The following is a 24,917-nucleotide window of genomic DNA, read 5'->3' on the forward strand; positions in this document are numbered from 1 at the left end:
GCATGTCCAAAACCCCCGTGGTCGCGATTATCGGCCGGCCGAACGTCGGCAAATCGACGCTATTCAATCGCCTTGTCGGCAAGAAGCTCGCTCTGGTCGACGATCGCCCCGGCGTGACGCGCGATCGCCGTGAGGGCGATGCGACGCTTGTCGGCTTGAATTTCCGTATCATCGACACCGCCGGCTACGAGGACGAGGACGCCGCGTCCTTGCCCGGCCGGATGCGCCAGCAGACCGAGGCGGCGGTGGCGCAGGCCGACGTCGCGTTGTTCATGTTCGATTCGCGCGTCGGGCTGGTGCCGCTCGACGAAGAGATTGCGCGCTGGCTGCGCGGCTCGAAAACCCCGGTGATCCTCGTCGCCAACAAGGCCGAGGGCAAGGCGGGTGCCGACGGGATCCTCGAATCGCTGTCGCTTGGCTTTGGCGATCCGGTCGAACTGTCGGCCGAGCATGGCGAGGGGCTGGTCGAACTGTTCGACGCATTGCTTCCCTATATCGAGCCCGAGAAGAACGCCGCTGGCGAAGACATCCCGCACGGCCTCGACGAAGATGAGGAATATGCCCCCGACGCGCCGCTCAAGCTGGCGATCATCGGCCGGCCTAACGCGGGCAAGTCGACGCTGATCAACCAGATCCTCGGCGAGCAGCGCCTCATCACTGGCCCCGAGGCGGGCATTACGCGCGATTCGATCGCGGTCGACTGGATCTGGCACGACCCCGAGCGCGAACATGGCGAGGATGCGCGCAAGGTCAGGCTGATCGATACCGCGGGCATGCGCAAGCGCGCCAACGTTCAAGACAAGCTCGAGAAGCTGTCGGTTGCCGACGCGCTCCACGCGATCGACTTCGCCGAAGTCGTCGTGCTGCTGCTCGACGCGACGCGCGGGCTCGAATCGCAGGATCTGCGGATCGCCGACGCCGCGCTGCAGGAAGGCCGCGCGCTGATCGTCGCGATCAACAAATGGGATATCGCCGAGAACGGCTCGAGCCTGTTCAACGGCATTCGCGGCGCGCTCGAGGAAGGGCTCAGCCAGATCAAGGGCATGCCCGTGCTCACCGTATCCGGCGCGACCGGCAAGGGCATCGACACGTTGCTCAAGGTCGCGTTCGAGACGCGCGACACTTGGTCGCACCGCGTCGGGACGGGCGAGCTCAACCGCTGGTTCGAGAAGGCGGTCGAGGCCAACCCGCCGCCCGCACCCGGCGGCAAGCGGATCAAGCTGCGCTATATGACGCAGGCCAAGACGCGGCCGCCAGGCTTCGTGCTGTTCGGCACGCGAGTCGATCAATTGCCGATGAGCTATCAGCGGTATCTGATCAACGGTATCCGGCGCGACCTGGGCTTTGGGGCCGTTCCGGTCCGGCTAACCTTGCGGGCGCCGAAGAACCCATTCGATCGCTAATCGAACGGGCAAGTCTTTATCCACACTATTGATTGAACCATTATTCTGCGCTCAATTTTGGTGTTTCCTGCTCGATATCAACCACTCGTTTACTTCAACTGCCTAATATTACGGTAGTGGAGCGGTAGGTCCGTGGGAGGTTGCAGTGGCGGTCGAAGAGAAGGATTTGGTCGACTGGACCGCATTCGCGCGTGCGCGTGCCGAACTGGGCGCCGGGTTCGTACGGATCCTCGGCTATTTTCGCGAAGACGGCGTCAAGTCGGTTGCCGCGATCGAAGCCGCGATGCGCGCTGGCAGCGCCGCCGGGATGGTGATCCCGGCGCATACGCTTAAAGGCGAGGCGCTGCAGTTCGGCGCAGGGCCACTGGGTGCTGTGGCAGAGCGGATCGAGACGATCGCGCGCGATTGCGTCGAGAGCCGCGATACGCCCGAGGAAGCGCTCAGCGACATCGTTGCGCTGCGCCCGCTGTTCGATGCGACGCTGGCGATGCTCGAGCGCGAGTCGAACCCGCTGGTGGCACGGCGCCCAGCCTTTGGGCGTCGCGCGGTCTGACGGCGCGGCTCAGCGCAGGCGTTCGATTGCCTGCGCCAGCGCCACATACAATTTGCCCATGTCCGACGACAGCAGGGTCACGCCGAGCGGCGAGCCGTCGCGCTGCGACAGGATTGCGCGCAGCATCGCTTCGAAATCGTGGATGTAGCGATTGACCTGATCGCGGAAGGCCGGGTCCTCGTCGTGCAGGCGTGCGATCTCGCGCGCTTCGCCGGCATCGATCAGCCGCACCGCGCGACGCGTGAAGACGCCGCGATCGCCCTTGAGATAGGCTGACCAGGCGCTGTCCGAGACGTCGGTCGAGAACGCCTTGGCGATGTCGATCGAGGCCGAGTTGAGCGATTCGATCAGCAACGAGACGCGGCGCGTCAGCGTATCCTGATCGGCCTTGTCGCGCTCCTGCCGCGCCTCGACCAACCGCGTCTCGACGATGGCGGTCGATGCGGCGATCGCCGCCATCTGGTGCGTCAGGCGCTCGGCGACGCGTTCGGCGGCGTCGGCTGCGACGTTGGCCGCGTCGCCGATGCTGGCGATCTTGCGATCGAGCGCGCTGGCGGTCGCGCGTTCCATCGCCGCGGTGCTTTGTTCCTCGAGCGCAGCCGCTGCTGCGGGGATGACATTAGCGAGCGTATCGCGCGCGCGGTCGGCAGCGGCGCTGGCGGAATCGCGCACGCGCAACAGCGCCTCGACCAGTCGCGGCGCGGCCTCTTCGGCGAAGCGGTGCGTGCGATCGATCGTGTCGTCGACCATCTGGCCGAGCGCATCGGCGCGAAGCTTGCCGTCGCTGAGCGTGTCGAGCAGCGTCCCCGCCAGCTTCTCGACGGTGTCGCGCTGCGTGGCGATGACGTGGGCGATCGCCTCGATCGCGTCGTGCGTGCTTTCGGCAGCGGTGACGAGCGCCAGCAGTTCGGGCTTGGCCAACGCGACGATCCGCCGGCTCTCGGCAGTGCGCGCGTCGAGCCGGGTCAGCGCGTCGGGTAGCGTCTCGTCGATCTCGCGCGCGGCGGCATCGAGCGCGAGCAGCAAGCGCTCGGTCGTCGCAATGGCGTTGGTCGCCATCGTGTCGCCGCTCCGGAGCGCTTCGGTCATCGCATCGGCCGATCCGCCGAGCGCGCTGATCGAGGCTGCCAGCGCTTGCGCGCGGACGACGCCTTGCGTGTTGAGCTGGTCGAACTGCGTGCTGACATGCGCAATGCCCTGATCGATATCGCGCACGATCCCGTGGCTGAGCTCGCGCTGCTCGCCGAGCCGCGCGACGACTTGTTCGATCAAATGCTCGATGTCGATAATGCGCGCGGCAAGACCCTCGGCGCTGTCATGCGCCGCGCGATCGAGCGCCGCCTGATTCGTACCGAGCATCGCGAGCATCGCGTCGCCTTGGGCGGCAATGCCCTTGCGCGCTTCGTCGACCGCGTCGGCGGTGCGGCCAAGCAGCGCGTCGACCGCATGCGACATGTCGCCGGTGACCTGTTCGAGCCGCGCGCCCGCGGTCTCGCTTGTGGCCTCCATCCGGGTGATATGCGCCGCGAGCTTTTGCGCGGCGCCGTTCGCGACGGCATCGGCCTCGCGCCCGCGCTCGGCGAGCGCGGTGAGCTGCGCGTCGAGCGCCGCTGCATGTTCGCTCGCGGTGACGCCGGTAGTCTTGAGCAAATGCGCGAGCGCATCGGTCTCGCCATGCGCGCGCGGCAGGAGCGCGAGCAGCACTTCGAGCCGCGTATGCGCCTGGTCGGCGGCGGTCGCGAGCGTTGCGGCATGCGCATCGGCGTGCGCGACTTGCGCGGCGAGCCCCGAGCCGACGCTCGCGAGCCGCGCGGCGGCACCATCGCCGAGCGCCAACAGCGCGGTAATTTGCTCGGCGAGGTTGGCGCGGTGGGTGTCGATGCTGCGGCCGAGCACCGCGACAGTCCGCTCGAGGCTTGCGGCCTCGGCGTGCATCGCGCGTGCGGTCATGCCGAAGCGCTTTGCCTCGGCGCGGCTCGAGCGCATCGCGAGCTGGAAGACGATCCCGATCAAGGCGGGCGGCACGCACAGGCTGGCGACGAAGCTGGCAAGCGCCGGGGGCGTCAGCGTGGGCAAGCTCGTCCACGACAAGGCGACCATGCCGCCGACCCAGCCGACCGACGCAGCGGTGCCGAGCAAAGCGGGCCAAGGAAACGGACGGCGCCCGGACTCGTCTACGATCGTGTCTTCGATCACGTCATCAATTACGTGGGTCAGCTCGATCGGTTCCTCATAGGGGCGTGCCAGGGGTTCGGCCGCAGCGACGCCGTCGCGCGCTTCGGCCGAGAGCGCGGCGCCGTTTGGCCGCAAGTCGATGATCCGCGAACCCCCGTTCATCCCCGACGTTTACCACGATTATGCCGCGCGCAAAGCGAATAGCGAAACCTTGGCTTAACCGGTCGTTCGGTATGCGGGGCGCATGGCCTATGATCCCGGTGCAATCGATGCGACGTTGGCGGCAGCCGTGGGCGACGAGCCCGCGCTGATCGCCGAGTTGCGCGCAGCCTTTCTCGACAGCGTTCAGCACGGACTCGACGTGCTCGAAGCCGCGCGCGGCGACGTGGCGTGGCGCGAGGCTGCGTTCCGGCTGCGCGGCCTTGCAGCAAGTTTCGGTGCGGTGCGGCTGATGGCGATAGCGACCGAGGCGGCCGAGGCGGAAGCGCACGATGCGGCGCTGCTGCGCCGGCTGCGGCGCGCGGTCGAGCGCCTCTAAGCATTTCTCGGGCTTTGCCTTAATCGCGCTAAGGCCTTAACAGCCCTGCGATGCTGGCAGGACTGATTTTTGCGACCGAAGATGCCGATGACCGGATGGGTGTGCTCGCCGCGACGCTGCCGTTCGGCGGATTGACGCTGATCGAGTTCCAGGCGCGCTTGCTCGCGGCGGCTGGCGCCACGCAGATCATCCTGATCGTTGCGCGCATGACTCCCGAATTGCTTGGTGCGATCAGCCGGATCGGGCGCCGCGGCGTCTCGGTCGATGCGGTGCGCACCGCGGCCGAGGCGGTCGAGAAGCTCCATCCGCTCGCGCGCGTTTTGGTCGTTGCGGACGGCGTGGTGACGACGGGCGACGTCGTCCAGGCGATCGCGCTGATGCCGCACGATACCCTGCTCGTCACCGACGAAGGCGATCCGCATTACGAACGCGTCGGCGCGGACACCGCTTGGGCGGGGCTGGCGTTGCTCGACGGCAAGCGCGTCGCCGAGGTGGCCGCCCTGCCACGCGACTATGATTTCCAGTCGACGCTGTTGCGCGTCGCGGCGCAGGGCGGTGCCGATCATGTCCATCTCGATTCGCATATGGCGGTCAACCACAGCATCGAGCGGAGCGCACAGGCGCTGGCGCGGCGCGGCAACGGGATGGTCGCCGCGCTCGTCGCCAAGCCGTTGCGCTGGGCCGACCGCTATCTGCTCGCGCCGCTCGTCCGATTCGCGCTCCCGCCGCTGATGGCGCGCACCGTGCCGACGCTCGGGCTGATCGCCGCGAGCGGCGCTGCGGCGATTGGCGGGTTCTTCACGATCCTTTCGGGGCATCCGGCGATCGGCATGGGCATCACCTGCCTCGCGATCGTGATCGCGACGGTAGCTTCGGCGATCGCGTGGGTGCGCGACGAGAGCGGGCTCGCGCACTTCGCCGACCATGCCAAGCCGGGCATGGCTGCACTTGCGGCGCTGCTGGTCGGCTATGGCGCCGCGCGACCGGCCGGACCGATTCTCGCGGTCGCGTTGGTGATTGCGGCGGCGTTGCTCGAGCGGGCTGCCGATCCGGCGTTGCAGCGGCGCTGGTGGGCGAGCCCTGCGGCCTATCCCGCGGTGCTGTTCGTCGTGTTGCTGCTTGGCCAACCGCTGCTCGCGCTGGCCGCGGCGGGGCTTTATGCGGCCGGGACGCTTGCCGCTGCCATTGAGGGGTTTCGTCAAAAGCCTTAGCTTGGCTTTAACGACAACCCCCTAGATGCTTGACGCATGTCGATCGAACGTCGCGACATCGATGACGGCGCCCAAGCGGGTGCCATGACGCTGCTTGCCCGGGCAGCGGCGGCGGATGGCCGTGCCGATTCGCGGCTGCGCGGCGCGATCGACGATTTCTATCTTTCCGATCATGCCCGGCTCGACGACCGGACTCGCCTGGCGATGGGGCGCGTGCTCGATGATCTTGCGCTCGGCGTGGAAGCCGCGCTGCGGGGCCATGCCGCGCGATTGCTCGCGGCGCGCGCGGTGCCGCACCTGGCCGATGCGCTCGGTCGCCAATCGCCTGCGACACGCGATCGCTTGATCGGCTCGGGGCTGATGCGCGATCCCGATCTGATGCGCGAACTGTTCGGGCGTGTGCGGCAGGATCTGCTCGCCGACGCTTTGCCGAGCGAAGCGCCCGAGGATCCCGATCGTGCAAGCTTGTTGCCGCGACTCGTCGGCGCGGCCGATGGCGTCGTCGCGGCGGGCGCGATGGCGTTGCTCTCGGCGGAAAGCCGGCGGCGCATCCCGCTGCCGCCCGGCCAGCCCTTGTCGACCGAATTGCCTGCGGAATTGCATCACCGCTTGGTCTGGTGGGTCGCGGCGGTACTGCGCGAACGCTTTGGAGATGGCGCGCCCGATGCCCTGGCGCAGCTCGATCGTGCGCTGTCCGAGGCTGCGTTGCGCAGCATCGCCGCGCATGACGAGGGCGAGCGGCTCGAAGCGGTCGCGCTGCGGCTTGCCGCGGCGCTCGATCCGCAGGCGGACGAATTCGCCGGGCTGCTGGTCGAAGCGCTCGCCGACCGCCGGCTCGCCTTGTTCATCGCCTTGCTCGCGCATGCGATGGGGATCGATTACGACGACGCGCGCGAGATCGTGCTCGATCCGGGCGCCGACCGCTTGTGGCTGTTGCTGCGCGCGCTCGAGCTCGACCGCCAATCGATTGCGCGAATCGGGCTGGCGTTGAGCGAGGCCGATCCGGCGCGCGATATCGATCGCTTCGCCGATGGACTCGATGCCATCGCCGCGATCGATCCGGTGCTCGCGCGGCAGGCGCTCGCGCCGCTGTTGCTCCACCGCGATTACCGCGCTGCGCTGGTTGCGCTAGGGCGCGGACGATGAACGTGAACGAACCGATGCTGCCGCCGGTGCGCGGGCTGATCGACCGCGATGGGCGGCTGGTCGAGGCCGACCAGCGGCTGTACGATCTGAACGCACGCGCGGGCGGGGCGATCGGGCTTCCGCTCGCAGTGCCGCAGATCGCGACGCTCGTGCATCTGGCGCAGCGGCTCGGCATCCTCGTCTCGCGCGGGGTTGTCGCGGCGGACGGCGACGAAGACCTCGAACTCTGGGTGCGCGCACAGCCCGAGACCGGGCCGAGCAAGGCGCCCGACGGCGTGCGGCTGACGATCACCGGCTGGCGTGTGCGCGCGCCGTGGTACCCCGGCGACATCGCCAATGACCGCGCCAGCGACTTCCTGCGCAGCGAAGCCGACTGGTTGTGGGAAACCGACAGCGCGCTGCGGCTGACCTTCCTGTCGATCACCGCTGGGCCCCGCTACGGCTTCGATGCGGCCGCGATGCTTGGCCAGCCGCTGACGCGGCTGTTCATTCTCGGCGAGAGCGATGGCGGTGCGTTCCCGATCCTTGGCGGGCTCGCCTTGCAGCAGCGCTTCGACGATCAACCCGCGCGAATCCGCGATTCGGCACGCGCGGTGCGCTTGTCGGCGACGCCGCGGACCGACGCGAGCGGAGCATTTGCCGGGTTCGTCGGCGCGGTCGAGATGCTCGACGATGCGCCGGTGGCAGAACCTGCGCCTAGCACCGACGCGACGATCAGCGCGTTTGCCGAGCGGCTTGATCAAGCGCTGCGGCTGCCGCTCGACCGGATCATTGCCAATGCCGACAGCATTCACGACCAGTCCGAAGGGCCGCTGCGCCAGGATTATGCCGATTACGCGGCCGACATCGCGAGTGCGGGGCGGCATCTGCGCGGGCTCGTCGACGATCTGGTCGATCTCCAGGCGATCGAGCGACCCGATTTCGCGGTGCTGCACGAGTTTGTCGATCTGGCCGACGTTGCGCGTCGGGCCGCTGGCTTGCTGCAAGTCCGCGCGAGCGAGGCACGTGTGCGAATCGATCGGCCCGGGTTTGGCGAGACGCTTGCGGCGACGGGTGAATTCCGCCGTGCGCTCCAAATTCTCGTCAATCTGATCGGCAATGCGGTGCGCTATTCGCCGACCGACGGGATGGTGTGGGTCCGCGCCGAGCGTGAGGGTGGCATCGCCGCGGTGATCGTTGCCGACCAGGGCAAGGGTATCGCGCTCGACGACCAGGCGCGCATTTTCGAGAAGTTCGAGCGCGTCGATCCGCGCGAAGCCGGGGGCAGCGGGCTCGGCCTCTATATCGCGCGGCGGCTGGCGCGGGCGATGGGGGGCGATGTCACGGTCGATTCGGCGCCGGGGCAGGGTGCGCGCTTCGTGTTTACGCTGCCGGCGGCGTAGCGCGGAAACGCCACTCCGGCCTTGTGCCGGGGTCTACCGTGCCGCGCGTTCTCCGCGGGCAGTACGCGTATCCGAGTGGGCCTCGGCACGAGGCCGGGGTGACGATAGGGGAGGCGCCTCAGCGGCGCGCCCACCAGATCAAACCAGCGCCCGCGAGCGCGACAATCGCGCCATACAGCACCCAGCTGCCCTGTTTGAGCATGAAGCTCGAGGCCGGCCACATGATCAGCCCGGCCCCCTGGCCTGCGAACAGCAGGCCGAACGCAAGGATCAAGACGCCCGCCACCAGGGCGAGCGCCTTGACTGCGCTCACGTGCGGTCAGCCAGCGGCACGAAGTCGCGCTGCGTTGGACCCGTGTAGAGCTGGCGCGGACGGCCGATCTTCTGCTCGGGATCCGAGATCATCTCGTTCCACTGCGCGACCCAGCCGACGGTGCGGGCGAGCGCGAACAAGGCCGTGAACATCGTCGTCGGGAAGCCGATCGCCGAGAGGATCACGCCCGAGTAGAAATCGACGTTCGGGAACAGCTTCTTCTCGATGAAGTATGGATCGCTCAGCGCCATTTCCTCGAGCGCGATCGCGACGTCGAACACCGGATCGGTCACGCCGAGCTCGCCGAGCACTTCGCGAACGGTCTGCTGCATCACGGTCGCGCGCGGATCGTAGTTCTTATAGACGCGGTGACCGAAGCCCATCAGGCGGAACGGATCGTTCTTGTCCTTGGCGCGCGCGATATACTCGGGGATGCGGTCGACGGTGCCGATCTCGCGCAGCATGTTGAGCGCGGCTTCATTGGCGCCGCCATGCGCCGGGCCCCACAGGCAAGCGATGCCGGCCGCGATGCACGCGAACGGATTGGCGCCCGACGAGCCGGCAAGCCGGACGGTCGAGGTCGACGCGTTCTGCTCGTGATCGGCATGGAGGATGAAGATGCGGTCCATCGCCTTTTCGACGACGGGGTTCACGACATACTCTTCGGCCGGAACGCCGAAGGTCATCTGCAGGAAGTTGCCGGTGTAGCTGAGATTGTTCTTCGGCGACATGAACGGCTGGCCGATCGAATATTTGTACGCCATCGCGGCGATCGTCGGCATCTTGGCGATGAGGCGATGGCTCGCGATCATGCGCTGCTGCGGATCGGTGATGTCGGCCGAATCCTGGTAGAAGGCCGAGAGCGCGCCGACGACGCCGCACATGATCGCCATCGGATGCGCGTCGCGACGGAAGCCGCGATAGAAGGTCGCGAGCTGCTCGTGGAGCATCGTGTGGCGGCTGATCGTGTAGCTGAATTTGTCGAGCTCGTCCTTAGTCGGCAGCTCGCCGTTCAGGAGGAGATGGCAGACCTCCATGAAGTTCGACTTCTCGGCGAGCTGGCCGATCGGATAGCCGCGGTGGAGCAGCACGCCCTCGTCGCCATCGATGTAAGTGATCGCCGAGTCGCACGATGCGGTCGACGTGAAGCCCGGGTCGTAGGTGAACATGCCCGTTTGCGCATAGAGCTTGCGGATATCGATCACATCGGGACCGACGCTGCCCGACAGGACCTTGAGATCGAGGTCCTTGCCTGCGGCGTTCAGCTTGACGGAGTCAGTCATCGTGGTCCTTTCGAAATCTTAAGCGGCCATCTGGTCGGCGATACGCCCCAGGCTCTCGTCGCGCCCGAGCAGATCGAGCACGTCGAAGATTCCGGGCGAGGTCTTGCGTCCGGTCAGTGCGGCGCGCAGCGGCTGCGCGACTTGACCCAACTTGACCCCTGCATCCTCGGCGACCTGCCGGACCGCAGCTTCGAGCGTCTCCGTATCCCAGCTTTCGGTCGCGTCAAGCGCGACGTGCAGTCGGGCGAGTAAAGCGCGTGCATCTGGGCTTAACAGCGCGGTCGCTTCGGCGTGCATTTCCACCGGTCGGACGTGGAAAAGGAACGCTGTTCCCGCGGCCAGCTCGTTGAGGTTGGCGGCGCGCGGCTTGAGCGATGCCATACTGCGACGAAGTATGTCTGCCTGAGCGTCCGTCGGTTCGAAGCCGAGCTGCGGCGTGATGAGCGCGGCAAGGCGCGCATCATCCGCCTGGCGGATATATTGACCGTTTAGGTTCTCGAGCTTCTTGAGATCGAACCGCGATGGTGATTTGCCGACGCCGTCGAGATCGAACCATTCGATTGCCTGGTCGCGGCTGATGAGTTCGTCATCGCCATGCCCCCAACCGAGACGCAGCAGATAGTTATCGAGCGCCTCGGGCAGCACGCCCAATTCATCGCGATAATATTCGACGCCGACCGCGCCGTGGCGCTTCGACAGCTTGGCGCCGTCCGAGCCGTGGATCAGCGGGATGTGCGCATAGACCGGGTCGGGCCAGCCACCCTCGATCGCCTGCATCGCGCGGATGATGGGCAATTGGCGGAAGGCGTTGTTGAGATGATCGTCGCCGCGAATCACGTGCGTCACGCCCATGTCGTGATCGTCGACCACCACCGCGAGCATATAGGTCGGCGTGCCGTCCGAGCGGAGCAGGACGAGATCGTCGAGCTCGGCATTCTGCACGGTGACCGATCCCTGGACCTTGTCCTCGATCGTCGTCGCGCCATCGAGCGGGGCCTTGAGCCGGACGACGAACGGGCGGGTCTCGGCGCTGGTGTCGGCGTCGCGATACGGGCTGCGCACGCGCAGCGGCTTCTTCGCGGCATCGGCCTCGGCGCGCATCGCGGCGAGTTCGTCCTGCGTCAGATAGCAGCGATAGGCATGGCCATGCTCGACCATCGTGTGCGCAACCTGCGCGTGGCGGTCGGCGCGCTGCGATTGATAGACTTCGGTGCCGTCCCAATCGAGCTCGAGCCAGCGCAGCGAGGTGAGGATCGCGTCGATCGCCGGCTGGGTCGAGCGCGCGCGATCGGTATCCTCGATCCGCAACAGGAACTCGCCGCCGTGATGCCGCGCGTACAGCCAGTTGAACAAGGCGGTGCGCGCCCCGCCAATGTGCAGGAAACCGGTCGGCGACGGCGCGAACCGCGTGACGACCTTGATGTCGGATGCGCCGGCGGCGGGGGCCGCGGCGGGGTCAGATATTGCGCTCAATCGCGCATGCTCCCAGACTAGAGATTGGATGGCCGGATCAGCCTTGAGCGCCTCTAGCACGCACCTTCCTGCGCTTCAAATCGGCGTGCCGCGGGGGTGGTTTGGCGTCGGCGATCGACTCGAGAGCTGGCTCGAGGCCGAGCGCGATCAATTGCCGCTGTGGTTGCCGGTGGCGCTCGGCGCGGGGATCGCGCTGTGGTTCGTGCTGCCCGATCCGGCGGCATGGGAAGCGGCTGGTCTGGTCGCGATCGCGGTGGCGCTCGCCGGGGTCGCGCTGACGCGGCATGGGCGTGCGGCGCGGGTCGTCGCGGTTGGCGGGTTTGCGGTTGCGATTGGGCTCGGTCTGATCTGGTGGCGCGCCGAGCGCGTGGCGCACGTGGTGCTCGCAGAACCGACGATCGCAACCTTCACTGCACGAGTCGAGCGGATCGAGCCGCTTGCGGCGCGCGACGTGGTGCGGTTGCGGCTGGCCCCGCTGCACGTGCTGGCGGTGCCCGCGACGCGCGGGCCGGTTCGGCCGTTGCCGACGTTGCCAGCGCATATTCGCGTCAATCTCGTCGATGCCGACGTTCCCGTGGGACTGGTGCCGGGGGCGACGCTGCGGCTCTCGGCGCGGCTGATGCCGCCGCCGCCGCCCGGCGTGCCCGGCGCCTATGACTATGCGCGGACCGCCTGGTTCGACGCGATCGGCGCGACCGGGCGTGGCTTTGCGCCGATCACGATCCTCGCTGGCGGTGGGACAGGCGGCGTCGGCCTGCGGCAGCGGCTGTCGCAGCACATCCAAGCGAGCGCTGGCGGGGGCGGGGTGGGGGGCATCGCCGCATCGCTCGCGACGGGGGATCAAGGCGGGATCCCGCTCGCCGACAATGAGGCGATGCGCCGATCCGGGCTCGCGCATTTGCTCTCGGTGAGCGGTCTGCATATCACCGCGGCGGTCGGCGCGGTGATGCTGCTGGTCGCGCGCTTGCTCGCGCTCAGCCCGTGGATCGCGCTGAAGACGCGCGTTCCGTTGATCGCGGCGGGCGCGGGGGCGCTCGCGGCGATCGGCTACACGCTGCTGACCGGGGCCGAGGTGCCGACGATCCGCTCGTGCGTCGCGGCGTTGCTCGTGCTGGTCGCTTTGGCGCTGGGCCGGCAGGCGCTGACGCTGCGGCTGGTCGCGGCGGGGGCGATCGTGGTGCTGTTGCTATATCCCGAGGCGCTCGCCGGACCAAGTTTTCAGCTGTCGTTCGCGGCGGTCGCGGCGATCGTCTCGCTCAACGAGCATCCGCAGTTGCGCGTGTGGTTCGGGCCGCGCGAGCAGACGCGACTGGCGCGGATCGCGCGGGAACTGGCGTCGCTGCTGCTGACCGGGATCGTCGTCGAGCTCGCTTTGCTGCCGATCGCGCTGTTCCACTTCCACAAAGCCGGGATTTACGGCGCGGTCGCCAATATCGTCGCGATCCCGCTGACGACGTTCGTGACGATGCCGTGCGAGGCGCTGGCGTTGCTGTTCGATACGGTGGGGGCGGGGCTGCCGTTCTGGTGGCTGACGGCGCGCTCGCTCGATCTGCTGTTGTGGATTGCGCACGTAACTGCGGCGGTGCCGGGCTCGGTCGCGCCGCTGCCGGCGATGCCGGGCGCCGCTTACGCGCTGATGGTGGTAGGCGGATTGTGGATCGGCCTGTGGCGCACGCGCTGGCGGCGGCTGGGGGCGCTGCCGCTTGGGATCGGCTTGGCATGGGCGCTGCTGACCCCGGCGCCCGATCTGATCGTTACCGGAGACGGTCGGCATGTCGCGATCCGGACCTCGGCGGGCGACGTCGCTTTGCTGCGCGACCGGACCGGGGACTACACCGCCGACATGCTTGCCGAGAATGGCGGGATCGCTGCGCTCCCGGTATTGATGTCCGAGCAGCACGAGGCGCGCTGCAGCCGCGACCTCTGCCTGATGACGCGGACCGTGGCGGGACGACAGTGGCGCATCCTGGCGACGCGCAGCGCGTATCATGTCCCGACGCTCGACCTCGTCGCGGCGTGTGCCGGCGCCGACATCGTGATCAGCGAGCGGCGCTTGCCGCGCCATTGCGTTCCGCAGTGGCTGCGGCTCGACCGCGAGACGCTGGCGCAAACCGGCGGCGTTGCGATCGCTTTGGCATCGCATTCGGTGCGGACCGTTCGCCATCCGGGCGACCGGCATCCGTGGATCGCGGCGCCGGAGGGCGACGCTGGTCGGCGGCGGTGGGTTGGCCGGATGCGTTGGCGCGCTCGATTGTCGGGGAGGGCTGGGGCAGCAGTAACGGACGGGAAACGATAGGGCGGGGTGGCCTTGCGGCTTTCCCCCAAATACCGGAAGATCCTCGGGACGTTCCCGCATCTCGGAGCCTGCACGCCGTGGCTGACCAACCGATCAAAGGGCCCGCATCGTACTTTCCATCGATCGAGAAGACCTATGGCCGTCCGATCGCAGAGTGGCAGGCGCTGGTGCGCGAGCGTTTGCCGGAAAAACACATGGCGCTCGTCACCATGCTGAAAACCGAGCATGGCATGGGCCACGGCCATGCCAACGCGATCGTCGCTCACACCCTTGCCGAGCACAAAGACTGAGCCGCTCGATCGCTCGCCGCGCGACCATCAAGCGCGACGGTCGATCACGCCGACCGTGGCTCAGTCGTACCGGCGCAACAGCCCGGCGAGCTTGCCCTGCACGCGCACTTGGGCTGGGGCATAACGCTGCGGATCGTAGGCACGGTTGGCCGGATCGAGCCGCACCATCGCACCTTCGCGGCGGAAGAATTTGAGCGTCGCCTCGCTCTCTTCGATCAAAGCCACGACGATCTCGCCGTCGCGCGCGACATCCTGGCGCTTGATCAGCGCATAGTCGCCATCGAGAATGCCCGCCTCGACCATCGAATCGCCCGACACCTCGAGCGCATAATGCTCGCCATTGCCGAGCAACGCCGCGGGAACCGAGAGCATCGACGCGCCCTCGAACGCCTCGATCGGGACGCCTGCCGCAATCCGGCCGTGCAGTGGAATTTCGATCACGTCGTTGGCAGGCTGTGGTGCTGCACGCGAAGCGGCGGCGGGGGCCGCCTTGGTCGGGGTCTTGATCCCGCGCTCGGGCATCTTGAGCACTTCGAGCGCCCGCGCGCGGTTGGGCAGGCGGCGGATGAACTGGCGTTCCTCGAGCGCGCTGATCAAGCGATGGACGCCCGACTTCGACTTGAGGTCGAGCGCTTCCTTCATTTCCTCGAAGGACGGCGATACCCCGGTCTCGTCGAGCCGGTCGTTGATGAAGCAGATCAACTCATGCTGCTTGCGGGTAAGCATCGCGCGGCCCTTTCGTCGGAACAGACGACGAACCTATACGGAACGAAAAATCGTCCGTCAAGCGATGCTGTCACCGTCCGGCGCAGATATCCTGCGAGTCGCTGGTCGCACTTCCCGCGATGCCGCGGAGCTTTTCGATACATGCGTCATGGTCAATGTTGGTGCCCTGCAGCCCCCCGCGAAACGCGCTGGCCAGCGCGAGCCCGACATTGTGGAAGGGTGCGCCGATCCGGCGATCGACGCGCCGCGGCGGCGGGGTGCCGTAATCGGGCGTCGGGGCGGGCGGCGGGGTGCCGATCGCGCTGACCGGGAGCGCGAGCGCGGCGCTATGGCCTGCCGAAATCAGCGTGTGGAAGTGCGTGCGCACCGCTTCGGTTGCGTTCACGAGCAGCCGCCCGATCTGGGCGTCATCCGCGTCGGCCGCGGCGCCGGCGTGGGGTGCGCCATGGTCCAGCCGCCGGATTCGTGGGGGCGAATATGGCGGTGCTGGAGGACGATCGGCGCATGATGACGCGGGTCGGCGAGGATGCGGGCGAACGTCGCCATGACGCTCACGCGCGAACGCTCGAGCACTTGCAGCAAGCTGCGACCGTCCGACCATCGCAGCCCGGTGATCCTGTCGAGCGCGGTATTATGCCGTGATTGTTCGAGGATGCCGGCGAGGTCGGCCGTGACGCTCGAAACGGTGTTCCCGCTGACATAAAGGATTCGCCGCATGCCCTTGTGTCCTTCTCGTGAGGGCCGGGGCTAGGGGGGTGTCGGCAGCCTGTCGTTGCGGTGGATCATGTATCGGTATCGTATCCTGAATCAGGTGCGCACTGTCGCTGACGATCGTCCCGTGGTCGGCGTCGTGCAGGCCCCGGTGCAACTCGAAAGCCACAGCCAGCCGACAAAGCAGACGTGGCGGCACACCTGTCATAATCGCGTCACAATCCCGACCTAGCCGCGCGGTCGGGGTCACACCGCACCACGCAGGAGCGCGGACGCGTCGCCGCGCAGGACAACAAGTCCGCTGCGGCGAACGGTGTGGGCAGCCTATTTCATCTATTGGGGGAACATCATGTCCAAGTCACACGCCGCCAAGGCGCTCCTTCTGCTCGGCACCGCGTTCGGCGCGATTGCCAGCATCGGTTCGGCCAGCGCCCAGGACGCCGCTGCGCCCGTCGCCGCTGTCGAGGCCGCGCCAGAGAGCGACAGCCTCGGCGACATCGTCGTCACCGCGCAGCGTCGCAGCGAAAATCTGCAGAAGGTGCCCGTGTCGGTCGGCGTGCTGTCGGGTGCCGATCTGCGGACCTACACTTCGGGCGGCAGCGACACGCTGCTCGAACTCGCCAACCGCGTGCCCGGCCTCTACGCCGAGACGACGACCGGCAAGATCTTCCCGCGCTTCTACATCCGCGGTCTCGGCAACATCGATTTCTACCTCGGCGCATCGCAGCCGGTGTCGATCATCCAGGACGAGGTCGTGCTCGAGCATGTCGTGCTCAAGTCGAACCCGGTCTATGACGTCAACCAGATCGAAGTGCTGCGCGGGCCGCAGGGCACGCTGTTCGGCCGCAACACCACCGCCGGCATCATCAAGTTCGACACCAACCGCCCGACCAACGAGTTCACCGGCCGCGCGACTGCGTCGTATGGCAGCTACAACACCGTCAGCGTCGATGCCGGCGTCGGCGGGCCAATCGTCAAGGACGTGCTGAGCTTCCGCGTGTCGGGCCTGTACCAGCGCCGCGACAACTGGATCGACAACACCTATACCGGCCCGAGCGACGACGGCACTGTCGGCGGCAAGGACAAGCTCGGCGGGTTCGAAGAGAAGGACATCCGCGTCCAGCTGATGCTGACCCCGCCCGAGACCGGCTTCACCGGCCTGGTTTCGGCGCATGCGCGTGATTATTCGGGCACCTCGACGATCTTCCACCGCGGCGCGATCCTGCGCGGCAGCAACGACGTCAGCGCGGCACCGCGCGCCAGCGTCGCGCTCGATGAGGGCGGCGGTAACCGTCAGGCGTACAAGACCTATGGCGGCTCGTTCAACGCGAAGAACGATTTCGGCGCGGTCACGCTGACCTCGATCACCGCATACGAGACGACCAAGGGCTATAGCCGCGGCGACACCGACGGTGGTGCCGCGAGCAACTTTGCGGGCGGTAAGTTCTACGGCGAGAGCCAGGGCCGCGTGCGCGATCTCGACCAGCTGAGCGAGGAAGTTCGCCTCGCGAGCAACGGCACGGGCCGCTTCAAGTGGCAGATCGGCGGGATCTATTTCGAATCGCGCGACACGACCGAGTTCGACCAGCGCGGCTTCTTCCTGCTCAACAATTCGTTCGGCACCAACCCCAACCCGAACAACTTCGTCGTGCTGCGCAACACCAACACGTCCTATGCGGGCTTCGGCCAGGCGAGCTATCAGATCCTCCCCAAGCTGACGCTGACCGGCGGCGTGCGCGTGACCTATGACGAGAAGAAGACGCGCCTCGTCACCCCGCCGCGCACCGCAGCGGGCGTGTCGACCTTCCCGGCGACGGCGGCGACCAACGTCCGCCTCGCCGACACGCAGCCGAGCTGGGAAGCGAGCCTCAATTATGCGGTCGATCCCGACGTCAACGTGTTCGCGCGCGTCTCGCACGGCTTCCGCGGGCCGACGATCCAGGGCCGCAACGCGGTGTTCAGCTCGGCGTTCGTGACCGCTGGGTCGGAGACGATCACGTCGTACGAGGCAGGCTTCAAGTCGAACCTGTTCGGCAACACGCTGCGCTTCAACGCGACGGGCTTCTACTACAAGGTCCACAACATCCAGCTCAACGGCAACGACGCCAACAACAACGGCCTGCTGTTCAACGCCAACCAGGCGCAGGCGTGGGGCGGCGAGGCCGAGCTGACGTGGCGCCCGGTGCGTGACTTCACGCTGGGTCTCGGCGGCAGCGTGCTGCACACCGAGATCAACGACACGCGCGTCTACACCCCGGCGTGCTTCCTCAACGGGGCGCTGACCTGCACCGTGCTCAACCCGACGATCGCGATCCGCAACGCCGCAGGGGTTACGACCGCCACGCTCGCGCAGATCAACGGCAACGCGCTCCCCAACGCGCCGAAGTATCAGCTCGACGCGAACGCACGCTACGACTTCCCGCTCGGCAATGGCGGCAAGCTGTTCGTCGGCGGCGACGTAACGTTGCAGGGCTACACCAGCTTCGTGCCGTACAAGACGGTTGAATATACGTCGGAGGGCACGTTCGAGGCTGGGCTCAAGGCGGGCTATACCGGTCCCGACAGCAAGTATGAGCTGGCGGTGTTCGTGCGCAACTTGACCAATGAGAAGAACCTCAAGGGCGTGCTCGACAACTATAATGCCGCGGTGTTCAACGACCCGCGGATCATCGGCGTGACGCTTAGCGGCAAGTTCTGATGCGGTGAGGGCGGGGCGCTGTAGCGGCCCGCCCTTACGATCCGGACTCATCCCCGTCATCCTCGCGAAAGCGAGGATCCCGCTTCTTCTGCTGGTATCCGGCCAAGGCTGCGCGATCCCCGCTTTCGCGGGGATGACGAAGGTTTGGTCAGACGTCTAAGCCGGGGCCGCCCGGCGAAGCGGTGTCGCCCGACCGCTCAGCCGACCAGCGTGCGCGTCGCTGCCTCGACGTCCTGCTGCCGCATCAGCGCCTCGCCGATCAGGAAGCAGCGAATGCCGTGCTCGGCCATCGCGTCGAGATCGTTGCGCGTCGTCAGCCCGCTTTCGGCGACGAAGGTGCAGTCCTTCGGCGCTTTTGACACCAGCTCGTAGGTCCGCGCGAAATCGACGGTGAAGTCGCGCAGGTTTCGGTTGTTGACGCCGATCAGCCGCGACTTGAGCTTGAGCGCGCGCTCCATCTCGGCCTGCGAATGGACTTCGACGAGGACGTCCATCCCGCATTCGATCGCGCTCGCCTCGATCTCGGCGAGCGTCACGTCATCGAGCGCCGACATGATCAGCAGGATCGCGTCGGCACCGAGCCCACGCGATTCGGGCACCTGCCACGGATCGACCATGAAATCCTTGCGCAGCACCGGCAGGTCGCACACGCCGCGCGCCGCGGTCAGGAAGCCGTCCGATCCCTGGAACCACGCTTCGTCGGTCAGCACCGACAGGCATGTCGCACCGCCGGCCTGATAGGCGAGCGCATGCGCCGGCGGATCGAAATCCTCGCGGATCAGGCCCTTTGACGGGCTCGCTTTCTTGATCTCGGCGACCAGCGCGTAGCCGCCCTCGGCTGCGCGCGCATCGAGCGCGGCGCGGAAGCCGCGCGGTGGTGACTGGGCCGCGATCCGCGCGTCGAGTTCGCTCAGCGCGGTGGTCGCCTTGCGCGCGGCGACGTCGGCGCGCTTGGTTTCGAGGATACGGTTGAGAATATCGGTCATGAGTAAGCGATCCAACGATCGAGCAAGGCGTTCGCCGAACCGCTCTCGAGCGCTTCGGCAGCGATGGCGACGCCTTCGGGAAGGGTGTGCGTGGTGCCAGCGACAATCAGCGCCGCGGCGGCGTTGAGCAGGACGGCATCGCGATACGCACCGGTCTCGCCAGTGAGCAGGCGGCGCAAGGCGGCGGCATTGTGGACGGCATCGCCGCCCCGGATCGCGCTGATCGGGTGGCGCGGCAGGCCGGCATCCTCGGGCGTGATCGTGCGCGGGAGGTCGATCGTACCGACCGCGACCGCGATGCTCGGGCCAGCGCTCGACAGTTCGTCGAGGCCTTCCTCGCCCGACACGACGAGCGCCGCCTCGGTGCCGAGTTGCTCGAGCGCGGCGGCGTAGGTCGCGGCATAATCGGGACGCGCGATGCCGATCAGCTGGCGTGTGACGCCCGCCGGATTGGCGAGCGGGCCCATCAGGTTGAAGATTGTCCGACGGCCGAGCGCCTGGCGGATCGGGGTGATGCGCTTCATCGCCGGGTGGTGGTTGGCGGCGAACAGGAAGGCGATGCCGATATCGTTCAAGCTCGCCTCGGCGTTGAGACCGGCGCGGTGCATGTCGAGCCCCAAAGCCTCGAGCGTATCGGCGGCGCCGGACTTGGAGGAGGCCGCACGGTTGCCGTGCTTGGCGACGGGCACGCCGGTGCTCGCGACGACGATCGACACCGCGGTCGAGACGTTGAGCGTGTGGTGGCCGTCTCCGCCGGTGCCGCAGACGTCGAGCGCGCCGGCGGGGGCCGCGATCGGCAGCATCCGGTCGCGCAGCGCGCGCGCGGCCGCGGCGATTTCGATGCTGGTCTCGCCGCGTTCGGTCAGGCCGATCAGGAAGCTCGCGATGGCGTCGTCGGGGACATGGCCGTCGAGCAGGTCGGCGAACGCTTGCGCTGCGGACTCCCGGCTCAGCGGGGAGGACGGGTCGGGGAGGAGGGCAAGGGTCGTCAAATTCCCCTCCCGCTTGCGGGAGGGGTTAGGGGAGGGGAGTCCGTCCCGTGCATCTCGAACAGGCCCTCCCCCGGCCCCTCCCGCAAGCGGGAGGGGAGGATCATACCCGCATCCGCCAGGAAGTTCCCCAGCAATGCGTGACCATGCTCGGTCGCGATGCTCTCGGGATGGAACTGCACGCCGTGGATCGGCAGCGTGACGTGGCGTACGCCCATCACCGAGCCGTCGTCCGCGCGCGCATTGACCACCAGCGCGTCGGGCAGATCCTCGACGATCAACGAATGATAGCGCGTCGCGGTGAAGGGCGAGGGGAGGCCGGCGAACACGCCCGACCCGTCATGCGTCACGGGAGACGTCTTGCCGTGCATCAGCCCGCCGCGCACCACGCTGCCGCCGAAATGCTGGCCGATCGCCTGATGCCCGAGGCACACGCCGAGCAGCGGCCGTCCCGCGTCGGCGCACGCTGCAACCAGATCGAGCGACACGCCCGCCTCGGTCGGCGTCTTTGGGCCGGGGGAAATGAGAAATCCGGTGGCGTTGCTCGCGAGCGCATCCGCCGCAGTGATCGCGTCGTTGCGCACGACCTTCACCTCGGCGCCAAGCTCCATCAGATAATGGACGAGGTTCCAGGTGAAGCTGTCATAATTGTCGATGACGAGGATCTGTGCACGGATCATAGCGCGCCGCTACCGCTTTTGTGGTGTAGCGACAATGATCGAATGTGTGCGTTCAGCTTGGATCAAGCTGGCCTGGCAGACGTTGTTGATCCTCGAGGAGATTTTTCACCATGCTGCGCCCCTTTGCCATCGCCTTGACGCTGGCCGTCCTACCCATGTCGAGTTTCGCGCAGACCGCGGACCAGAACGACGCCGCCGCCAAGCAGGCCGAGTCTGGCAAGCCCCCGCTGCGCATCCGTTCGATCACGCTGACGGGGAACCAGGCGTGCCCCAAGTCGGCCAATCCCGATGCCGAGATCGTGGTGTGCGCGCGCCAGGGCGAGCCGTATCGTATCCCGAAGGAACTGCGCAATGACAAGCCGATCCCGGCGCAGAACCAGAGCTGGGCCAATCGCGCGGCTGTCGCCGATGAGGTCGGCCGTCGTGCAGCTGGGCTGCCGGACACATGCTCGCCGACGGGGTCGGGCGGCCAGACCGGCTGTGCGATGATGCGCGCGCAGCAATATGCCGCTGAAAAGGCCGAAGCCAAGCGTCAGGCGGCAGCGATCCCGTGATCGCCGCCGGCTGATTACTGCCCGAAGCTGACCTCCGCCGCGCGCGCGATCGCCTCGCGCGCGGCGGCGAGCAAGGCACCGGCCTTGGCTTCGCACTCGCGTTGCTCGTATTCGGCGACGCTGTCGGCGACGATTCCGGCGCCGGCCTGGACGTGCATCGTGCCGTCCTTGATCACTGCGGTGCGCAGCACGATGCACGAATCCATCGATCCGTCTGGCGAGAAATAGCCGACGCCTCCAGCATACGCCCCACGCACCGCATCCTCGAGCTCGGCGATGATCTCGCACGCGCGCACCTTCGGCGCGCCGCTAACGGTGCCTGCGGGGAAGCCGGCGAGCAGCGCATCGATCGCGTCATGGTCTGGCGACAGTCGGCCGACGACGTTCGACACGATGTGCATGACATGGCTGTAGAATTCGGTGGTGTAGCTCGCGGTGACCGTCACGCTGCCCGACTCGGCGACGCGGCCGACATCGTTGCGACCGAGATCGAGCAGCATCAGATGCTCGGCACGCTCCTTCGGGTCGGCGAGCAGGCCGACTCGATTGGCTTCGTCCTCGGCGGCGGTCTTGCCGCGGGGGCGCGTGCCCGCGATCGGGCGGATCGTGACTTCGCCGTCGCGGACGCGGACGAGGATCTCTGGGCTCGAGCCGGTCAGCGCGAAGCCTGGCAGGTCGAGGTGATAGAGGAACGGCGAGGGGTTGATCCGTCGCAGCGCGCGATAGAGCTCGAACGGCGGCAGCGTGAACGGCGCGGTGAAGCGCTGCGCGAGCACCACCTGGAAGATGTCGCCCGCGACGATATAGTTTTTCGCCGCTGCGACCATCTCGGCATAGCGCCCCGGCGCGAGCGTCGGCGTCAGCGCGATCTCCTGCGCGGCAGGCGCGCGCACGGGGGCGGGAAGCTGGGCGGTGGCGAGCCGCGCGGCGGTCGCCTCGATCCGCTCGCTGCCCTCGGCGACGATCGCCTCGGGCGTGCGCTTGGCATCGGGCCAGACCGGCGCGACGAGGAACAGCGCATCGGCGAGCCGATCGAAGATCAGGATCACCGTCGGACGCACGAACATCATGTCGGGCAGGCCGAGCGCGTCGTTGGCGGGGCGCGGCAAACGCTCGACCAGCCCGATCGTCTCATAGCCGAAATAGCCGACGAGGCAGGCGAGCGCGCGCGGCAACTCGGCCGGCACGTCCATCCGGCACGACGCGACGAGCGCGCGCAAAGCATCGAGCGTCGGCGCGTCGCACGGCGCGAAGGCGTCGCGGTCGCTCAGCCAATGCGGGTTGATCGCGGCCTCGGCGCCGTGCGCGCGGAACACCAGATCGGGGGCGAGCCCGATCAGGCTGTGCCGCCCGCGCGTCTCGCCACCCTCGACCGATTCGAGCAGGAAGTCGCCGCGCCCGGGCTCGATCAGCTTGAGGGCGGCGGCGACAGGCGTCTCGGTGTCGGCGACCTGCCGCTGCCACAGCAGTGCGGGCTTGCCCGCCGCCAACGCGGCGCGGGCTGCGACCCGGTCGGCGCGATCAGGGCTGCTGGTCATCTGCGCTCACGCCGCCCATCAATTGCGCCTTGAGCTTGGCGATCGCCAAGGCATTGCGCTTGGTGCCGACGGCGTTCTGCACCGCCTTGCCGAACTGCGCGACATATTCGCGGCCGATGACGCTGCCGATATCATTCTGCGTTCCCGCGATGACCTTGGGATTGGCGCTCGCGTCGCCCGGCGTGATCGTATCGAGATGCACGATCAGATAGCCCGCATTGTTGGGCGCCTCGAGCAATTTGGTCGTCTTCGCGGGCATCGCGAAGAGCATCTGCAGCGGCGCCGAGACCGCGCGCGGATCGGCGAGCAACTGCGCACGCGGACCTGCGATCGGGCGGAGCGGCGGCAGCTTGAGCTTGGTCGCGGCGAAGGCTTGTGCCAGCGGCATGCCCTTATTGGCTGCGGCGACGACGCCCGCGGCGATCTGGCGGACCGCCTTCTGCGCGCGCGCCAGCTCGAAGTCGCGGATCACGAGATCGCGGATCTGCGCGAGCGGGCGCGGGGCGGCCGGCACGATCTTGTCGAGCGTGACCAGCGCGAAGCTGCCGTCCTGGCCGAGCGGCACCGTCTGCGGCGAATCGCCGGCATGCGCGGCGAACGCCGCGGTGAGGATCGGCGCGATCGCAGGATCGGGCTTGGCGGTCGGGTTGGCGATATCCTGGCCGCTCGCGAGCAGCGCCGGCGTCGTCTGCACGGCCAGCTTCTGCTGCGCGACGATCCCGTCGAAGCTCGTCTTCGACAGCGTGTCCTCGAACGCGTTGCGCTTGTCGGTGAGCAGCTTGGCGGTCTTCTGGGTTGCGAGCGTCTTGGTCAGCTCTGGCGTCGCGGCGGCGAGCGTCGTCGCGGCACGAACGCGCTGGCTCTCGACCTTGAGCACGATGAAGCCGAGCGGCGCGCGCAGCGGCCCTGCGACGTCGCCCGCCTTGCTACCGAACGCCGCGTTCGCGATGGCCGGCGAGGTCTGCGCGGCATAATCCGCCTTGGTCGTATCGGTGAGCGTCACCGGCTCGAGCCCGGCGGCCTTTGCCGCCTGTGCGATCGGGGTACCGGCGCGGACCTTGGCGGCGAGCGCGTTCGCGGCGGTCTGGTCGGCGACGACGACTTGGACGATCGTGCGCAGATCGGCGGCGGCATATTTGCCCGACTGTGCCTGGTAGGCAGCGGCGATCTCGGCTGCGGTCGGCGTCGCAGCGGCAGCAACGGCGGCGGCGTTGACGAGTGCATAGCGCACGACGCGGCGCTCGGGGACGCGGTAGCGCGAGGCGTTGCGCGTGTAATAGGTGTTCAGCTCGGCATCGGTCGGGACGGCGCCGGCGGGCACCGCCTGCGACGGGATGAAGCCGATCGTGCCGGCGCGCTTCTCGAGCAGCAAGCTCGCATAGGGAAGCGCGAGCTGGAGCGGGACTTGGTTGGCCTTGAGCGGCGACTGCCACAATTGCTTGACGAGGATCTGGTCGGTGGTCTGCAGCCGGACGTCGGCGTCGGTCATGCCGATCTGGCGCAGCACGCCTTCATACTTCTCCTGGCTGAACTTGCCGTCGAGCCCCGAAAGCCCAGGCTGCGCGGCGATCACCGCATCGACTGCGGGCTTGCCGACGACCATGCCCTGCGCCTGCGCGTACTGGCGATAGGCGGTCGAATCGATCAGCCGCTCGAGCGTCGCGTCGAACCCGCCGCCCGCGACGAACTGCGCCATGTCGAGCGTCGGGTTCTGCTGGCGGTAGCCGTCCATGTCGCGCTGAACGGCAGTCTGCAGCTCGCTGACCGAGATCGTCTTCTTGCCGACGGTGGCGACGATATCGCCCTTTGCGACGGGATTGGCGCTGCCCGACAGGCCGGCGCGGTCCCCCAGCACGAATGCCAGGCCGAGCAACGCGACGAAGCCGAGCGCGATCGCGCCTCCGAACCGGTGGGTAATCATTCGGCGGAAAAAGCTGAGCATGGTCGGAAACGGCCAATCTGTCTGGAGCGT

The 24,917-nt window shown here is 67.7% G+C and carries 21 protein-coding genes and 1 pseudogene; 10 read left to right on the forward strand and 12 right to left on the reverse strand.

Annotation, left to right across the window (positions count from 1 at the left end; translation table 11 throughout):
- Window positions 1-2 precede the first annotated feature (2 nt).
- Together der and ABIB28_RS14545 are read left to right on the forward strand one after the other, a co-directional pair.
- The gene (gene der / locus ABIB28_RS14540; protein ID WP_189676783.1) at window positions 3-1,403 is read left to right on the forward strand and encodes a ribosome biogenesis GTPase Der; all 1,401 of its coding nucleotides are present in this window, start codon (window positions 3-5) and stop codon (window positions 1,401-1,403) included.
- A 145-nt stretch (window positions 1,404-1,548) separates the two neighbouring features.
- Window positions 1,549-1,956, forward strand: coding sequence for an Hpt domain-containing protein (locus ABIB28_RS14545; protein WP_189676784.1), 408 nt, complete (start codon window positions 1,549-1,551; stop codon window positions 1,954-1,956).
- Window positions 1,957-1,965: 9 nt separating this feature from the next.
- On the opposite strand, the gene ABIB28_RS14550 is transcribed toward ABIB28_RS14545, so the two are convergent.
- Window positions 1,966-4,293: a coiled-coil domain-containing protein gene (locus ABIB28_RS14550; protein WP_354288834.1), complete on the reverse strand. Its 2,328-nt coding sequence runs from the start codon at window positions 4,291-4,293 to the stop codon at window positions 1,966-1,968.
- A gap of 82 nt (window positions 4,294-4,375) precedes the next feature.
- Between ABIB28_RS14550 and ABIB28_RS14555 the strand changes: the two genes are divergently transcribed.
- The 4 genes from ABIB28_RS14555 to ABIB28_RS14570 are packed head-to-tail and all read left to right on the forward strand — an operon-like array spanning window position 4,376 to window position 8,408.
- Window positions 4,376-4,669 (forward strand): Hpt domain-containing protein, encoded by a 294-nt coding sequence (locus ABIB28_RS14555; protein ID WP_354288835.1) that lies wholly within the window; start codon window positions 4,376-4,378, stop codon window positions 4,667-4,669.
- Between the two features lie 50 nt (window positions 4,670-4,719).
- A complete protein-coding gene (locus tag ABIB28_RS14560) occupies window positions 4,720-5,880 on the forward strand; it encodes a hypothetical protein (protein WP_354288836.1) in 1,161 nt (386 codons plus the stop codon).
- A gap of 36 nt (window positions 5,881-5,916) precedes the next feature.
- Window positions 5,917-7,026, forward strand: a complete 1,110-nt coding sequence (locus ABIB28_RS14565) for a DUF2336 domain-containing protein (protein WP_354288837.1) — start codon at window positions 5,917-5,919, stop codon at window positions 7,024-7,026.
- The gene (locus ABIB28_RS14570; RefSeq protein ID WP_354288838.1) at window positions 7,023-8,408 is read left to right on the forward strand and encodes a sensor histidine kinase; all 1,386 of its coding nucleotides are present in this window, start codon (window positions 7,023-7,025) and stop codon (window positions 8,406-8,408) included. The genes ABIB28_RS14565 and ABIB28_RS14570 overlap by 4 nt, the downstream gene beginning before the upstream one ends.
- Before the next feature lie 118 nt (window positions 8,409-8,526).
- On the opposite strand, the gene ABIB28_RS14575 is transcribed toward ABIB28_RS14570, so the two are convergent.
- Genes ABIB28_RS14575 through gltX form a run of 3 tightly spaced genes read right to left on the reverse strand, consistent with a single transcriptional unit; the run spans window position 8,527 to window position 11,477 of the window.
- Window positions 8,527-8,721, reverse strand: coding sequence for a hypothetical protein (locus ABIB28_RS14575; RefSeq protein WP_354288839.1), 195 nt, complete (start codon window positions 8,719-8,721; stop codon window positions 8,527-8,529).
- Window positions 8,718-10,004 carry a citrate synthase gene (locus ABIB28_RS14580; RefSeq protein WP_354288841.1) on the reverse strand — a complete coding sequence of 429 codons (1,287 nt, stop codon included), beginning with the start codon at window positions 10,002-10,004 and terminating at the stop codon, window positions 8,718-8,720. Before ABIB28_RS14580 ends, ABIB28_RS14575 begins: the two co-directional genes overlap by 4 nt.
- An 18-nt stretch (window positions 10,005-10,022) precedes the next feature.
- Entirely contained in the window at window positions 10,023-11,477 is a 1,455-nt protein-coding gene (gltX, locus tag ABIB28_RS14585; RefSeq protein ID WP_354288842.1) for a glutamate--tRNA ligase, read from the reverse strand.
- A gap of 28 nt (window positions 11,478-11,505) precedes the next feature.
- Between gltX and ABIB28_RS14590 the strand changes: the two genes are divergently transcribed.
- Both ABIB28_RS14590 and ABIB28_RS14595 read left to right on the forward strand, forming a co-directional pair.
- Window positions 11,506-13,773 carry a ComEC/Rec2 family competence protein gene (locus ABIB28_RS14590; RefSeq protein WP_354288844.1) on the forward strand — a complete coding sequence of 756 codons (2,268 nt, stop codon included), beginning with the start codon at window positions 11,506-11,508 and terminating at the stop codon, window positions 13,771-13,773.
- A gap of 77 nt (window positions 13,774-13,850) precedes the next feature.
- Window positions 13,851-14,063: a DUF4287 domain-containing protein gene (locus tag ABIB28_RS14595; protein WP_133187205.1), complete on the forward strand. Its 213-nt coding sequence runs from the start codon at window positions 13,851-13,853 to the stop codon at window positions 14,061-14,063.
- A 60-nt stretch (window positions 14,064-14,123) separates the two neighbouring features.
- On the opposite strand, the gene lexA is transcribed toward ABIB28_RS14595, so the two are convergent.
- The 3 genes from lexA to ABIB28_RS14610 form a co-directional block, all read right to left on the reverse strand.
- Window positions 14,124-14,789, reverse strand: coding sequence for a transcriptional repressor LexA (gene lexA, locus ABIB28_RS14600; RefSeq protein ID WP_133187207.1), 666 nt, complete (start codon window positions 14,787-14,789; stop codon window positions 14,124-14,126).
- Between the two features lie 70 nt (window positions 14,790-14,859).
- Window positions 14,860-15,174, reverse strand: coding sequence for a hypothetical protein (locus ABIB28_RS14605; RefSeq protein ID WP_354288845.1), 315 nt, complete (start codon window positions 15,172-15,174; stop codon window positions 14,860-14,862).
- The gene (locus ABIB28_RS14610; protein WP_354288846.1) at window positions 15,171-15,506 is read right to left on the reverse strand and encodes a BLUF domain-containing protein; all 336 of its coding nucleotides are present in this window, start codon (window positions 15,504-15,506) and stop codon (window positions 15,171-15,173) included. The genes ABIB28_RS14605 and ABIB28_RS14610 overlap by 4 nt, the downstream gene beginning before the upstream one ends.
- Window positions 15,507-15,849: 343 nt before the next feature.
- Here ABIB28_RS14610 and ABIB28_RS14615 point away from each other — a divergent pair, with 343 nt between their 5' ends.
- Entirely contained in the window at window positions 15,850-18,198 is a 2,349-nt protein-coding gene (locus ABIB28_RS14615) for a TonB-dependent receptor (RefSeq protein WP_354288847.1), read from the forward strand.
- A gap of 197 nt (window positions 18,199-18,395) precedes the next feature.
- On the opposite strand, the gene trpC is transcribed toward ABIB28_RS14615, so the two are convergent.
- The 3 genes and pseudogenes from trpC to ABIB28_RS14630 form a co-directional block, all read right to left on the reverse strand.
- Entirely contained in the window at window positions 18,396-19,184 is a 789-nt protein-coding gene (gene trpC / locus ABIB28_RS14620; protein ID WP_354288848.1) for an indole-3-glycerol phosphate synthase TrpC, read from the reverse strand.
- Window positions 19,181-20,176 carry an anthranilate phosphoribosyltransferase gene (gene trpD, locus ABIB28_RS14625; RefSeq protein ID WP_354288849.1) on the reverse strand — a complete coding sequence of 332 codons (996 nt, stop codon included), beginning with the start codon at window positions 20,174-20,176 and terminating at the stop codon, window positions 19,181-19,183. Before trpD ends, trpC begins: the two co-directional genes overlap by 4 nt.
- A gap of 86 nt (window positions 20,177-20,262) precedes the next feature.
- Window positions 20,263-20,853 (reverse strand): annotated as a pseudogene (locus tag ABIB28_RS14630) (anthranilate synthase component II); the annotation flags it as partial.
- A 110-nt stretch (window positions 20,854-20,963) separates the two neighbouring features.
- Between ABIB28_RS14630 and ABIB28_RS14635 the strand changes: the two are divergent.
- Complete coding sequence (locus ABIB28_RS14635) at window positions 20,964-21,407, forward strand: hypothetical protein (RefSeq protein ID WP_133187219.1); 444 nt, start codon at window positions 20,964-20,966, stop codon at window positions 21,405-21,407.
- A 14-nt stretch (window positions 21,408-21,421) separates the two neighbouring features.
- Here the strand turns inward: ABIB28_RS14635 and trpE are convergent, their stop codons facing one another.
- The gene (trpE, locus tag ABIB28_RS14640) at window positions 21,422-22,945 is read right to left on the reverse strand and encodes an anthranilate synthase component I (RefSeq protein ID WP_354288850.1); all 1,524 of its coding nucleotides are present in this window, start codon (window positions 22,943-22,945) and stop codon (window positions 21,422-21,424) included.
- Window positions 22,929-24,887 carry a peptidylprolyl isomerase gene (locus tag ABIB28_RS14645; RefSeq protein ID WP_354288851.1) on the reverse strand — a complete coding sequence of 653 codons (1,959 nt, stop codon included), beginning with the start codon at window positions 24,885-24,887 and terminating at the stop codon, window positions 22,929-22,931. Before ABIB28_RS14645 ends, trpE begins: the two co-directional genes overlap by 17 nt.
- Between the last annotated feature and the right edge of the window lie 30 nt (window positions 24,888-24,917).

Origin of the sequence: Sphingomonas sp. UYEF23, assembly GCF_040546165.1 — a bacterium.
Taxonomy (GTDB): domain Bacteria; phylum Pseudomonadota; class Alphaproteobacteria; order Sphingomonadales; family Sphingomonadaceae; genus Sphingomonas; species Sphingomonas glacialis.